This window comes from Pseudomonas sp. LBUM1666 (assembly GCF_059695775.1).
Map to the genome: position 1 here is coordinate 5309421 of NZ_CP166789.1, position 13885 is coordinate 5323305.

A 13885-nucleotide genomic window follows, 5' to 3' on the forward strand; every position below is an offset into this window, starting at 1 on the left:
GCACGCGCATAAAAAAGAGAGGCCGGGATGTACATCTATCGCTTGGTCCTGCTCCTGGTAGTGGGGATTTATCTGTTCTCCCCGGCCATCATGGATTGGTGGATCGACGCCACTGGCGCCTGGTATCGCCCTTATCTGCTCTGGCTGATTCTGATCGTCGTGACCTTCATTCTGCAGAGCCAAAAAGATGCCGATGAGCTTTAGCCTGACCCAGATGATCCTGATCAGCGCCGCGTACCTGGCGGTGCTGTTCGGCGTAGCCTGGGTCAGCGAACGGGGCATGATCCCCCGGGCGATCATTCGCCACCCGCTGACGTACACCCTGTCGTTGGGCGTTTACGCCAGTGCGTGGGCGTTTTACGGCACGGTGGGCCTGGCCTATCAATACGGCTACGGCTTCTTGTCCAGTTACCTCGGGGTGTCCGGTGCATTCCTGCTGGCGCCGGTGCTGTTGTATCCGATTCTGAAGATCACCCGCACGTATCAGCTGTCGTCGCTGGCCGATCTGTTCGCCTTCCGCTTTCGCAGCACCTGGGCCGGCGCACTGACCACGATCTTCATGCTGATTGGTGTGCTGCCGTTGCTGGCATTGCAGATTCAGGCGGTGGCCGACTCCATCGGCATCCTCACCCGCGAGCCGGTACAACATCGCGTGGCCCTGAGCTTCTGCGCGCTGATCACACTGTTCACCATCTTCTTTGGCTCCCGCCACATCGCCACCCGCGAGAAACACGAAGGCCTGGTGTTCGCGATCGCCTTCGAGTCGGTGATCAAACTGATCGCCATCGGCGGCGTTGGTCTATATGCGCTGTACGGCGTGTTCGACGGCCCGCAACAGCTGGAACTGTGGCTACTGCAAAACCAGACCGCCCTCGCCGCTTTGCACACGCCATTGCAGGAAGGCCCATGGCGCACATTGCTGCTGGTGTTCTTCGCTTCGGCGATCGTGATGCCGCACATGTACCACATGACGTTTACCGAAAACCTCAACCCGCGCTCGTTGGTCAGTGCGAGCTGGGGCTTGCCGCTGTTCCTGCTGTTGATGAGCCTGGCGGTACCGCTGATTCTCTGGGCCGGACTCAAACTCGGCGCCACCACCAACCCGGAATACTTCACGCTCGGCATTGGTATCGCGGCCAACAGCAAGGCTTTGGCGCTATTGGCCTATATCGGCGGATTGTCGGCGGCCAGCGGTTTGATCATCGTCACCACCCTGGCCCTGTCCGGGATGGCGCTGAACCATTTGGTACTGCCGCTCTATCAGCCGCCGGCCGAAGGCAATATCTACCGCTGGCTGAAATGGACCCGCCGGGGGCTGATCGTCGCGATCATCATGGCCGGTTACGGTTTCTACCTGCTGCTGGGCGCGGAACAGGATCTGGCGAATCTGGGCATCGTCGCCTTCGTCGCCACCCTGCAGTTCCTGCCGGGCGTGCTGTCGGTACTGTACTGGCCGACCGCCAACCGCCGCGGTTTCATCGCCGGTTTGCTCGCGGGGATTCTGGTATGGCTGGTGACCATGCTGCTGCCACTGGTGGGAAATCTTCAGGGTTTCTACATTCCACTGCTGAACATGATCTACGTGCTGGACGACACCAGCTGGCACATGGCGGCGATCGCCTCGCTGGCGGCCAACGTGCTGATGTTCACCCTGATCTCGCTGTTCACCAACGCCAGCAGCGAGGAGGCCAGCGCCGCCGAAGCCTGCGCCGTGGACAACGTGCGCCGTCCGCAACGCCGCGAACTGCACGCCGCCTCACCCCAGGAATTTGCCACGCAGCTTGCAAAACCCTTGGGCGCCAAGGCTGCGCAGAAAGAAGTCGAACAGGCTCTGCGTGACCTCTATCTGCCTTTCGATGAGCGCCGGCCTTACGCCTTGCGCCGATTGCGCGACCGCATCGAAGCCAACCTTTCCGGCTTGATGGGGCCGAGTGTGGCTCAGGACATGGTCGAGACATTCCTGCCTTATAAGGCCGGTGGCGAAAACTACGTCACCGAAGACATCCACTTCATCGAAAGTCGCCTCGAGGATTACCACTCGCGCCTGACCGGGCTTGCCGCCGAACTCGATGCCCTGCGCCGCTATCACCGCCAGACCTTGCAGGAGTTGCCAATGGGCGTTTGCTCGCTGGCCAAGGATCAGGAAATCCTCATGTGGAACAAGGCCATGGAGGAGCTGACCGGAATTGCCGCACAGCGCGTGGTCGGTTCGCGGCTGAGCACCATTGCCGATCCATGGAAAGAGCTGCTGCAAGGCTTCATCAACCTGCCAGACGAGCATTTACACAAACAGCATCTGGCCCTCGACGGTCAGACCCGCTGGCTGAACCTGCACAAAGCGGCGATCGATGAACCGCTGGCCCCGGGTAATAGCGGCCTGGTTCTACTGGTGGAAGACCTGACCGAAACCCAGATGCTCGAAGACAAACTGGTGCACTCCGAGCGTCTGGCCAGCATCGGCCGACTCGCCGCCGGCGTGGCCCATGAAATCGGCAACCCGATCACCGGCATTGCCTGCCTGGCGCAGAACCTGCGCGAAGAGCGCGAAGAAGACAGCGAACTAAAGGAAATCAGCGGGCAGATCCTGGAGCAGACCAAGCGCGTGTCGCGCATCGTTCAGTCGCTGATGAGCTTCGCCCACGCCGGCAGTCATCAGCACAGCGACGAGCCCGTCTGTCTGGCGGAAGTGGCTCAGGATGCCATCGGTTTGCTGGCCCTGAACCGACGCAATTTCGAAGTGCAGTTCTACAACCTGTGCGATCCCGATCACTGGGTCGAAGGCGACCCGCAGCGGCTTGCACAAGTACTGATCAACCTGCTCTCAAACGCCCGCGACGCCTCGCCTCCCGGCAGTGCGGTGCGGGTCAAAAGCGAAGCCGGCGAACACACGGTCGACTTGATCGTGGAAGACGAAGGCAGCGGTATTCCGAAGAACATCATGGATAGATTGTTCGAACCTTTCTTCACCACCAAGGATCCTGGCGAAGGCACCGGTCTGGGCCTTGCACTGGTCTATTCCATCGTTGAAGAGCATTATGGACAAATCACCATCGACAGCCCGGCTGATGTTCAAAGCCAACGCGGCACCCGTATCCGGGTGACCTTGCCGCGTCATGTCGAAGCGACGTCCGCTGTGAACTGAGACCGTCGAGAGTATCGAATCAATGCCGCACATTTTGATCGTCGAAGACGAAACAATTATCCGCTCCGCCTTGCGCCGCCTGCTGGAACGTAACCAGTACCAGGTCAGCGAAGCCGGTTCAGTGCAGGAAGCACAAGAACGCTTCACCATTCCCACGTTCGACCTGATCGTCAGCGACCTGCGTCTGCCTGGCGCGCCGGGCACCGAGTTGATCAAACTTGGCCAGGGCACTCCGGTGCTGATCATGACCAGCTACGCGAGCCTGCGTTCGGCGGTCGACTCGATGAAGATGGGTGCGGTGGATTACATCGCCAAGCCTTTCGATCACGATGAAATGCTGCAAGCCGTCGCGCGAATCCTGCGTGACCGTCAAGCTGTGCAAGCCAGCGGTGAGCCGGTCGCCGGTAAAGCCGGTAATGGCGCCGCGAAACCGGGCGCCAGCAACAACAACGGCGAGATCGGCATCATCGGCTCCTGCCCGCCTATGCAGGATCTTTACAGCAAGATCCGCAAAGTCGCGCCAACCGACTCCAATGTCCTGATCCAGGGTGAATCCGGCACCGGTAAAGAACTGGTGGCGCGCGCCCTGCACAACCTGTCCAAACGCGCCAAGGCGCCGATGATTTCGGTGAACTGCGCAGCCATTCCAGAAAGCCTGATCGAGTCCGAACTGTTCGGCCACGAAAAAGGCGCGTTCACTGGCGCCAGCGCCGGGCGTGCCGGTCTGGTAGAAGCGGCCGACGGCGGCACCTTGTTCCTCGACGAAATCGGCGAACTGCCACTGGAAGCCCAGGCCCGCCTGCTGCGCGTGCTGCAGGAAGGTGAAATTCGTCGTGTGGGTTCGGTGCAGTCACAGAAAGTCGATGTGCGCCTGATCGCCGCGACTCACAGGGACCTCAAGAGCCTGGCGAAGATCGGCCAGTTCCGTGAAGACTTGTATTACCGCCTTCACGTGATCGCCCTGAAACTGCCGGCCCTGCGCGAACGCGGCGCGGACGTCAACGAAATTGCCACCGCGTTCCTGGCGCGGCAGAGCGCGCGGGTCAACCGCACCGATCTGAAGTTCGCCCCGGATGCCGAGCAGGCGATTCGTCATTACTCCTGGCCGGGTAACGTTCGAGAGCTGGAAAACGCAGTAGAACGTGCGGTCATCCTGTGCGAGAGCCCGGAGATTTCCGCCGAACTGCTGGGTATCGACATCGAACTGAGCGATCTGGACGATGACGATTTCATTGGCCTGCCCCCACAACAGGGCAGCGCCGCCGGTAACAATAGCCATGAGCCGACCGAAGACCTGTCACTGGAAGACTACTTCCAGCACTTCGTTCTCGAGCATCAGGACCACATGACCGAAACCGAGTTGGCGCGCAAACTCGGTGTCAGTCGCAAATGCCTGTGGGAACGCCGTCAGCGCCTGGGCATTCCGCGGCGCAAGACCGGAGTGGCCAGCGAGAGCTGAACCGTGCCTGTCTGATGCGCGGGTAACACGTGACCTTGTGAAAAAACTGTTACCTCAGCTTTTTCACGTAACAGAAGCCGGGGCTTACGGTAACGAAGCCCCGGTTTTTTTTGGCCTCTGAAAACCGCACCAGCCGGCAAAACCCCTTGTTTTGCTGGGCCTCGCAAAAGTTGGCACGCACCCTGCTATATGTTTGGTACAAGAACAATAACAAGCATTGCACAAGACAATAAAAATAAGACGTATCGACTCACGCACAATAAAAACAAGACGGCGAGAGGCGCAGCTAACTGATTCTTTTGGAGAGGCGTTGTATTTGGGGCTTGCCCCACGACCAGGCCGAGAACAACAAAAACTGTCACAAGACAGAGCCTGAACTGGTTGGATCGCAAGATCACTGCAACACAGCGACCAAAGCAATCCGTTTGCTCTTGGCTCCCGATTGGGAGGGTCATGAAGGAAAAACTTCATGGCGAGGGCACTTAACAAAAACAAAAAGCCCGAATCAAAAATAAAAATAGAGCATGCAACTACTTTCTTGGGGAGCTTCGGCTCCCCTTGTAGTTTCTGGCGTTTAGACACGCCAATCGCCCCCCCTTCAAGCGCTTGCGCAGCTTCCTACACCATCCCCCGACTAAATGCTAGAATCCCCGCCCATCATGCGGTCATTCTTCGTTTTGGCCGAACATTCCTTCAAACAGTGCATCCCATGCTGAAGAAGCTGTTCCAGTCATTCCGTTCTCCCAAGCGTCATACGCAACACATTCGCAGTACGCCTGAAGTGCTCAACAGCGGTCAACATTCGCTGCAAAAGGCCCAATTCAGTCGCTACGCGGTGAACATCGTCGAACGCCTGCAGAACGCCGGTTACCAGGCATACCTGGTCGGCGGCTGCGTGCGTGACATGCTACTCGGCATCACGCCGAAAGATTTCGACGTCGCCACCAGTGCCACGCCTGAACAGGTGCGAGCCGAATTCCGCAACGCGCGGATCATCGGTCGTCGCTTCAAGCTGGTGCACATCCACTTTGGCCGCGAAATCATTGAAGTCGCGACTTTCCGCGCCAATCACCCGCAAAACGATGAAGAGGAAGACAGCAACCAGTCCTCGCGCAACGAGAGCGGGCGCATCCTGCGCGATAACGTCTATGGCACGCTGGAAGAAGACGCACAACGCCGCGACTTCACCATCAACGCCTTGTATTACGATCCGGTCAGCGAGCGCATCCTCGATTACGCCAACGGCGTACACGATATCCGCAATCACCTGATCCGCCTGATCGGCGACCCGAAGCAGCGCTACCAGGAAGATCCGGTACGGATGCTGCGAGCCGTGCGCTTCGCCGCCAAGTTGAATTTCGGCATCGAAAAACACAGCGCAGCGCCAATCCGTGAACTGGCGCCGATGCTGCGCGAGATCCCATCGGCCCGCCTGTTCGAAGAAGTGCTCAAGCTGTTCCTCTCCGGCCATGCCGCGGACACCTTCGAGATGCTGGTCGACCTGCAACTGTTCGATCCGCTGTTCCCGGCCAGTGCCGAGGCCCTGGAATACAACCCGACCTATACCCACACGCTGATCAGCGAAGCGTTGATCAACACCGATCTGCGGATCAAACAGAACAAACCGGTGACTCCGGCGTTCCTGTTCGCCGCCCTGCTTTGGCCTGCCCTGCCGGCTCGTGTATTGCGCCTGCAAGAGCGTGGGATGCCGCCAATTCCAGCCATGCAGGAAGCGGCTCACGAGTTGATTGCCGAACAGTGCCAGCGCATCGCGATTCCGAAACGCTTTACCATGCCGATCCGCGAGATCTGGGACATGCAAGAGCGTCTGCCACGCCGCAGCGGCAAGCGCGCCGACCTGTTGCTGGACAACCCACGGTTCCGCGCCGGTTACGACTTCCTGCTGCTGCGCGAAAGCGCTGGCGAGCAGACTGATGGCCTGGGCGAATGGTGGACGGATTATCAGGACGCCAACGACAGCGAACGTCGCGACATGATCCGCGACCTCAGCGGCAAGGATGACGGAACCGGCGCTCCACGCAAGCGTCGCCGCAGCGGTGGTGCCAAGCGCAAACGCACCGCCGGCGCACCGAGCGCCACGGGCGAGTAACCCATGGAACGCATCTACATCGGCATGGGCAGCAATCTGGCTGACCCCGCCGAACAATTGCGCAGCGCCGTCGAGGCGCTGGCGCAGTTGCCGCAGACCGAACTGATCGGGGTTTCCGGGTTTTATCAGAGCGACTCGCTGCTGCCCGGCCAACCACGTTACACCAACGCGGTTGCCGCCCTCGACAGCACGCTCCCGCCGCTGGAGCTGCTTGATGCGCTGCAAGCCATCGAGAACGGACAGGGCCGTGAGCGCCTTGAACGTTGGGGGCCGCGTACGCTGGATCTCGACATCGTACTGTTCGGTAATCGGCTGATCGATGAACCTCGCCTCAAGGTGCCTCACTACCATATGCAGGAACGAGCTTTCGTTCTCTATCCACTGGCCGAACTGGCGCCTGCGGATTTACGTCTGGCTGATGGCCGCGCGCTTAGCGAATTGCTCACTGCCTGCCCGTTCGTCGGCCTCGAACGACTCCCCCAAAATTGACAAAAATCCCCTGTGGGAGCGAGCCTGCTCGCGATTGCGGTGTGTCATTCAGCATTGATGCCGACTGATCCACCGCAATCGCGAGCAGGCTCGCTCCCACAGGTTTTTTTGTATCGGACACAAGATTGCAGTTGCTGAATCGCATCAGTTACCCCGGTAACACCCCACGCGTAACAATGCGGTAACACACGCAATTGACTTCCCGAGTTCTCCTCACGACTATAGGCGTCCCGCTGCCGCCAACACGGCGTTGAAGGGCGCAATCCAGGCCTTAAAAGCACGACAACAGACCGTGCGCCTGTATTTAACGAAGAATCACGCGCGTTACTCGCAGTAGTTTCCACAGCGCCTGAATGAGGAACTTTTCATGCCAGCCATCACCCTGACCACTCTGCAAGGTCTCAAGCAAAAAGGTGAAAAGATCACCATGCTGACCTGCTATGACGCGACCTTCGCCCACGCCTGCAATGAGGCTGGCATCGAAGTGCTGCTGGTGGGCGACTCCCTTGGCATGGTTTTGCAAGGTCACGACAGCACCCTGCCGGTCACCACCGCTGAAATGGCTTACCACGTGGCGTCCGTCAAACGCGGTAACACCGATGCGTTGATCCTCGCCGACCTGCCCTTCATGGCCTACGCCACCACCGAACAAGCCATGACCAACAGTGCCCTGTTGATGCAGGCGGGTGCGCACATGGTCAAGGTTGAAGGTGCGCTGTGGCTGGCGGACTCGATCCGTCTGCTGGCCGAGCGCGGTATCCCGGTGTGCGCGCACATGGGGCTGACACCGCAATCGGTGAATATCCTCGGCGGTTACAAAGTCCAGGGCCGTAGCGAGAACCAGGCACGCCAGATGCGCGCCGATGCGATCGCTCTGGAACAGGCTGGTGCAGCCATGCTGTTGCTCGAATGCGTACCGAGTGAACTGGCCCAGGAAATCACCCAGGCGGTGGGTATTCCGGTGATCGGCATTGGCGCCGGCAGTGGCACCGACGGCCAGGTACTGGTTCTGTACGACATGCTCGGCCTGTCGATCACTGGCCGTGTGCCGAAGTTCGTGAAGAACTTCATGACCGGGCAACAAAATATTCAAGCGGCGCTTGGTGCGTACGTCACTGAAGTCAAAGCGGCGACTTTCCCTGGTATCGAACACGGATTCTCTGCATGAACACCGTAAAAACCGTACGCGAATTGCGGGCCGCCGTGGCCCGTGCCCGCAGTGAAGGCAAGCGCATCGGCTTCGTGCCGACCATGGGCAACCTGCACAGCGGTCATGTGGCACTGGTGACCAAAGCCACCCAACGGGTGGATTTCGTGGTCGCGAGCATTTTCGTCAACCCGCTGCAGTTCGGCGCCGGCGAAGACCTCGACAAGTACCCACGCACCCTCGCAGCCGATCAGGAGAAACTGCTCCAGGCCGGTTGCCACTTGCTGTTCGCGCCAACCGTTGAAGAAATGTATCCCGACGGCATGGTCGGCCAGACCCGCGTCAGCGTTCCGCAACTCTCCGAAGGCCTCTGCGGCGCCAGCCGTCCCGGGCATTTCGAGGGTGTGGCGACGGTGGTCACCAAGCTGTTCAACATGGTCCAGCCGGATCTGGCGATCTTCGGCCAGAAAGACTTCCAGCAACTGGCGGTGATCCGCGCCCTGGTGCATGACCTGAACATGCCGATCCAGATCATCGGCGAACCGACGGTACGTGCAGCCGATGGCCTGGCGCTGTCGTCGCGAAATGGTTTCCTCAGCGAAGAACAGCGGGCCGTTGCGCCGGTTGTGTATCGCGGTTTGAGCCAGATTGCCGACACGATCAAACAGGGCGAACGGGATTTCCCGGCATTGATCGCTGCGCAGATCAAGCAGCTTGAAGCGGCGGGTTTGCGTCCTGATTACCTGGAGATTCGTCATGCCCAGACCTTGCGTCCGGCAACCCCGGAAGATCGGGATCTGGTGATTCTGGTGGCGGCGTTCCTGGGCACTACGCGGTTGATCGATAACCTGCATCTGAACCTCGACGCTACTGCCTAAAAGCACCGTAATTCCCCTGTGGGAGCGAGCTTGCTCGCGATGGCGGACTGTCAGCCAACACATATGTTGAATGTCCCTCCCTCATCGCGAGCAAGCTTGCTCCCACAGGGGTTCAGCGGTGACTCCACACGCCGTATTGCTGGCCCTCAAGCCTTTGGGCACAATGCCCGCCGTTCGATTTCGACCTGGGAAAACACTCATGCACGCCATCATGCTCAAGGCCAAGCTGCATCGCGCCGAAGTCACCCACGCTGTACTCGATTACGAAGGTTCTTGCGCCATCGACGGCGAATGGCTGGACCTGTCCGGCATCCGTGAGTACGAACAGATCCAGATCTACAACGTCGACAATGGTGAACGCTTCACCACCTACGCGATTCGTGGCGAAGAAGGCTCGCGCATGATCTCGGTCAACGGTGCAGCCGCACACAAGGCCAAGGTGGGTGACCGCGTGATCATCTGCGCATACGCCCACTACAGCGAAGCCGAGCTGCTCAACTTCAAGCCACGCATGCTCTACATGGCGCCGGGTAATGAATTGAGCCACACCAGCAATGCCATTCCGGTTCAGGTCGCCTGATCCGGTCTTATCCCCTCCCCCTTCCGTTTGTCGGACCGTTCCCTGCTCGATGTATAAAAAAGTACCGGGAACGGGTCAGACAAAGTCAAGACAGATCGCAGCGCGAGGTTTACTGTATTCGCCCTGTGTCATGAAATCGTGTCGACGCAGTTAACCGGACGCCCACCCACAGCGCTCCGGTATTTTTAGTGTTCAAAAGGCCGTTCAAGTAAAAAGGAAACCCGCAGCGATGGCGTATTACCGCACCCCTCAAGACGTTACCGCTCTGCCCGCCTGGCAAGCGTTGAATGATCACCGCCAAGCCATGCAAGATTTCAGCATGCGCGAAGCCTTTAATGCCGATCCGCAGCGCTTTACCCAATTCACCCTCAGCAGCTGCGGCCTGTTTCTCGATTACTCGAAAAACCTGATCAACGCCCAGACCCGCGATCTGCTGGTGGACCTGGCCAACGAAGTCGACCTCCAGGGCGCGATCAAAGCGCTGTTCGAAGGCGAAATCGTCAACTCCTCCGAAGGCCGCCCCGCCCTGCACACCGCGCTACGCCGTCCGGTCGGCGACAAGCTGAAGGTCAACGGCGTCAACGTGATGCCGGAAGTGCACAAGGTCCTGAACCAGATCACCGACCTCGTGGGCCGTATCCACGACGGTTTGTGGCGCGGCTACTCCGAGAAGCCGATCACTGACGTGGTGAACATCGGCATCGGTGGCTCGTTCCTCGGCCCGGAGCTGGTTTCCGAAGCGCTGCTGTCCTACGCCCAGAAGGGTGTGCGCTGCCATTACCTGGCGAACATCGACGGCAGTGAGTTCCACGAACTGACCATGAAACTGCGTGCCGAAACCACGCTGTTCATCGTTTCGTCGAAATCCTTCAACACCCTCGAAACCCTGAAGAATGCCCAGGCCGCACGTGCCTGGTACCTGGCTCAGGGTGGTTCGGAAGCCGAGCTGTACCGTCACTTCATCGCCGTCTCCAGCAACAATGCAGCGGCGGTGGCATTCGGGATCCGCGAAGAAAACATCTTCCCGATGTGGGACTGGGTGGGCGGCCGTTACTCGCTGTGGTCGGCCATCGGTTTGCCAATCGCGCTGGCCATCGGCATGTCGAACTTCAAGGAACTGCTGTCCGGTGCCTACACCATGGACCAGCATTTCCAGAGCGCGCCCTTCGACCAGAACATGCCGGTGTTGCTGGCGTTGCTCGGCGTCTGGTACGGCAACTTCTGGGGTGCACAGAGCCACGCGATCCTGCCGTACGACCACTACCTGCGCAACATCACCAAGCACTTGCAACAGCTGGACATGGAATCCAACGGCAAGAGCGTGCGCCAGGACGGCACTCCAGTGTCCACCGACACGGGCCCGGTGATCTGGGGCGGCGTCGGCTGCAACGGTCAGCACGCTTACCACCAGTTGCTGCACCAGGGCACACAACTGATCCCGGCCGACTTCATCGTGCCGATCGTCAGCTTCAACCCGGTGTCTGACCACCACCAGTGGCTGTACGCCAACTGCCTGTCGCAAAGCCAGGCGCTGATGCTGGGCAAGACCCTTGCCGAGGCCGAAGCCGAGTTACGCGACAAGGGCATGAGCGAAGAAGACGTGCACAAAATCGCACCGCAAAAGGTGATCCCGGGCAACCGTCCGAGCAACACCTTGGTGGTTGAGCGCATCAGCCCGCGTCGTCTCGGCGCATTGGTGGCGATGTACGAACACAAAGTCTTCGTGCAAAGCGTGATCTGGGGCATCAACGCCTTCGACCAGTGGGGCGTGGAGCTGGGCAAAGAGCTGGGCAAAGGCGTCTACAACCGCCTGGTCGGCAGCGAAGAAACCCCGGCTGACGATGCTTCGACCCAAGGCCTGATCAACTACTTCCGCGGTCGTCACCGCGGGTGATCTGACGCCATCCTGCTACCCCTGTGGGAGCGAGCTTGCTCGCGATAGCGGACTGACAGTCAACATCTCTGTTGAATGTTATGCCGCCATCGCGAGCAAGCTCGCTCCCACATTGGTTTTGTCCTCTGGCTTGAACCCTTTCGCTACTCGGCGCATCTTTATTACTTGTCGCAAAAACAAGAATAAGGAACCGTCATGTTCGATATCAGCACGTTCCCCCAAGCCGATGCCGTCCGCCGGGCTGCAAATCTGAGTCAAGACGACTATAAGCGCCTCTATCGCCAATCCATCGAACACCCCAGTGAATTCTGGGCCGAACAGGCCACACGCTTTCTCGACTGGAGTACGCCGTGGGATACCGTCCAGCGCTATAACCTGAAAACCGGTGAGGCGAGTTGGTTCGCCGGCGGAAAGTTAAATGTCAGTTACAACTGCATTGACCGCCACCTGGAAAAGCGCGGTGATCAAATCGCGATCATTTGGGAAGGCGACGACCCTGCCGAATCCGCGCAGATCACCTACAAAAAACTTCATCACAACGTCTGTCGCCTGGCCAACGTGCTCAAAAGCCGTGGTGTGAAGAAAGGCGACCGCGTGTGCATCTACATGCCGATGATCCCCGAAGCCGCCTACGCCATGCTCGCCTGCACGCGCATTGGTGCGGTGCATTCGGTGGTATTCGGTGGTTTCTCTCCGGACTCTGTGCGGGACCGGATTCTCGATGCCGACTGCCGCACCGTGATCACCGCCGATGAAGGCGTGCGCGGTGGCAAATTCGTGCCGCTCAAGCAGAAGGTCGACAAGGCGCTGCAAAGTTGCCCGAACGTTAGCACCGTCATCGTGGTCGAGCGCACTCAGGGTGAAGTGGACTGGGTCGAGGGCCGGGACATCTGGTATCACCAGGCGCTGCGTGACGTCAGCGACGATTGCCCGCCTGAGCCGATGGGCGCCGAAGACCCGCTGTTTATCCTCTACACCTCTGGCAGCACCGGCAAACCCAAAGGCGTGCTGCACACCACCGGCGGCTATCTGCTGCAAGCGGCGATGACCTTCAAGTACGTGCTCGACTACCGCGACGACGAAGTCTTCTGGTGCACCGCCGATGTCGGCTGGGTCACCGGTCACAGCTACATCGTCTACGGTCCGCTGGCCAACGGCGCGACCACGCTGATCTTCGAAGGCGTGCCGAGCTATCCGAGCAGCTCGCGCTTCTGGCAGGTGATCGACAAGCACCATGTGAACATTTTCTATACCGCCCCGACCGCCCTGCGCTCCCTGATGCGTGAAGGCCCCGAACCGTTGAAGGAAACTTCCCGCGCGAGCCTCAGATTACTCGGCAGTGTCGGTGAGCCCATCAACCCGGAAGCGTGGGAGTGGTACTTCAATGCTGTCGGCGAACAACGTTGTCCGATCGTCGATACCTGGTGGCAGACCGAAACCGGCGGCATCATGCTCAGCCCGTTGGTCAGCGCTCAAAGGATCAAACCCGGTTGCGCCACGCAACCGATGTTCGGCGTGCAACCGGTGTTGCTCGATGAAGTGGGTAAGGAAATCAAAGGCGCCGGCAGCGGCGTGCTAGCGATCAAATCCAGCTGGCCGGCGCAGATCCGCAGCGTCTACGGCGACCCGCAACGAATGGTCGACACCTACTTCAAGCCCTACCCCGGTTACTACTTCACCGGCGACGGTGCCCGGCGCGATGAGGATGGTGATTACTGGATCACCGGGCGCATCGACGACGTGATCAACGTCTCCGGACACCGCATCGGCACCGCGGAAGTGGAAAGCGCGCTCGTGCTGCACGACAGCATCGCCGAAGCAGCGGTGGTCGGTTACCCCCACGACATCAAGGGTCAGGGCATCTACGCCTTCGTCACCCCCATGAACGGCACCGAGCCCAATGACGAACTGAAAAAAGCACTGCTCGCTCACGTCAGCGAGGAAATCGGCAGCTTCGCCAAACCGGACCTGATCCAGTGGGCGCCGGCCTTGCCGAAAACCCGTTCGGGCAAGATCATGCGGCGCATTCTGCGCAAGATCGCCTGCAACGAACTGGACAGCCTGGGCGATACGTCGACACTGGCTGACCCGAGCGTGGTCCAGGAGTTGGTCGATAAACGCCTGAATCAGTAAGCTCATGCTTTAAACTTCCCGGCGCGGCCCATCACGGCCGCGCCTTTTTTTCG

The 13885-nt window shown here is 59.6% G+C and carries 10 protein-coding genes; all 10 read left to right on the forward strand.

Annotation, left to right across the window (positions count from 1 at the left end):
* The first annotated feature begins 27 nt into the window (after window positions 1-27).
* The 10 genes from ACA056_RS24470 to acs all read left to right on the forward strand — a co-directional run bounded on the left by ACA056_RS24470 (window position 28) and on the right by acs (window position 13832).
* Complete coding sequence (locus ACA056_RS24470; RefSeq protein WP_003176118.1) at window positions 28-204, forward strand: hypothetical protein; 177 nt, start codon at window positions 28-30, stop codon at window positions 202-204.
* A complete protein-coding gene (locus ACA056_RS24475; protein WP_176471621.1) occupies window positions 188-3142 on the forward strand; it encodes a sensor histidine kinase in 2955 nt (984 codons plus the stop codon). The genes ACA056_RS24470 and ACA056_RS24475 overlap by 17 nt, the downstream gene beginning before the upstream one ends.
* A 22-nt stretch (window positions 3143-3164) precedes the next feature.
* Window positions 3165-4601, forward strand: coding sequence for a sigma-54-dependent transcriptional regulator (locus ACA056_RS24480; protein WP_415771446.1), 1437 nt, complete (start codon window positions 3165-3167; stop codon window positions 4599-4601).
* A gap of 709 nt (window positions 4602-5310) precedes the next feature.
* On the forward strand, window positions 5311-6711 hold the full coding sequence (locus ACA056_RS24485) for a polynucleotide adenylyltransferase PcnB (RefSeq protein WP_008153304.1): 1401 nt from the start codon (window positions 5311-5313) through the stop codon (window positions 6709-6711).
* A gap of 3 nt (window positions 6712-6714) precedes the next feature.
* Entirely contained in the window at window positions 6715-7200 is a 486-nt protein-coding gene (gene folK / locus ACA056_RS24490) for a 2-amino-4-hydroxy-6-hydroxymethyldihydropteridine diphosphokinase (protein WP_497268374.1), read from the forward strand.
* Between the two features lie 367 nt (window positions 7201-7567).
* Entirely contained in the window at window positions 7568-8368 is an 801-nt protein-coding gene (gene panB, locus ACA056_RS24495) for a 3-methyl-2-oxobutanoate hydroxymethyltransferase (protein ID WP_497268376.1), read from the forward strand.
* A complete protein-coding gene (gene panC / locus ACA056_RS24500; protein ID WP_497268378.1) occupies window positions 8365-9225 on the forward strand; it encodes a pantoate--beta-alanine ligase in 861 nt (286 codons plus the stop codon). Before panB ends, panC begins: the two co-directional genes overlap by 4 nt.
* 199 nt (window positions 9226-9424) lie before the next feature.
* Window positions 9425-9805 (forward strand): aspartate 1-decarboxylase, encoded by a 381-nt coding sequence (gene panD / locus ACA056_RS24505; protein ID WP_003228271.1) that lies wholly within the window; start codon window positions 9425-9427, stop codon window positions 9803-9805.
* Window positions 9806-10034: 229 nt separating this feature from the next.
* Window positions 10035-11699, forward strand: a complete 1665-nt coding sequence (gene pgi, locus ACA056_RS24510; protein WP_497268381.1) for a glucose-6-phosphate isomerase — start codon at window positions 10035-10037, stop codon at window positions 11697-11699.
* A gap of 195 nt (window positions 11700-11894) precedes the next feature.
* On the forward strand, window positions 11895-13832 hold the full coding sequence (acs, locus tag ACA056_RS24515) for an acetate--CoA ligase (RefSeq protein WP_497268383.1): 1938 nt from the start codon (window positions 11895-11897) through the stop codon (window positions 13830-13832).
* The last annotated feature ends 53 nt before the right edge of the window (window positions 13833-13885 follow it).

Coding starts and splice junctions, on each gene's coding strand:
- ACA056_RS24470 (WP_003176118.1), top strand. CDS start 28: ATGTACATCTATCGCTTGGTCCTGCTCCTGGTAGTGGGGATTTATCTG.
- ACA056_RS24475 (WP_176471621.1), top strand. CDS start 188: ATGCCGATGAGCTTTAGCCTGACCCAGATGATCCTGATCAGCGCCGCG.
- ACA056_RS24480 (WP_415771446.1), top strand. CDS start 3,165: ATGCCGCACATTTTGATCGTCGAAGACGAAACAATTATCCGCTCCGCC.
- ACA056_RS24485 (WP_008153304.1), top strand. CDS start 5,311: ATGCTGAAGAAGCTGTTCCAGTCATTCCGTTCTCCCAAGCGTCATACG.
- folK (WP_497268374.1), top strand. CDS start 6,715: ATGGAACGCATCTACATCGGCATGGGCAGCAATCTGGCTGACCCCGCC.
- panB (WP_497268376.1), top strand. CDS start 7,568: ATGCCAGCCATCACCCTGACCACTCTGCAAGGTCTCAAGCAAAAAGGT.
- panC (WP_497268378.1), top strand. CDS start 8,365: ATGAACACCGTAAAAACCGTACGCGAATTGCGGGCCGCCGTGGCCCGT.
- panD (WP_003228271.1), top strand. CDS start 9,425: ATGCACGCCATCATGCTCAAGGCCAAGCTGCATCGCGCCGAAGTCACC.
- pgi (WP_497268381.1), top strand. CDS start 10,035: ATGGCGTATTACCGCACCCCTCAAGACGTTACCGCTCTGCCCGCCTGG.
- acs (WP_497268383.1), top strand. CDS start 11,895: ATGTTCGATATCAGCACGTTCCCCCAAGCCGATGCCGTCCGCCGGGCT.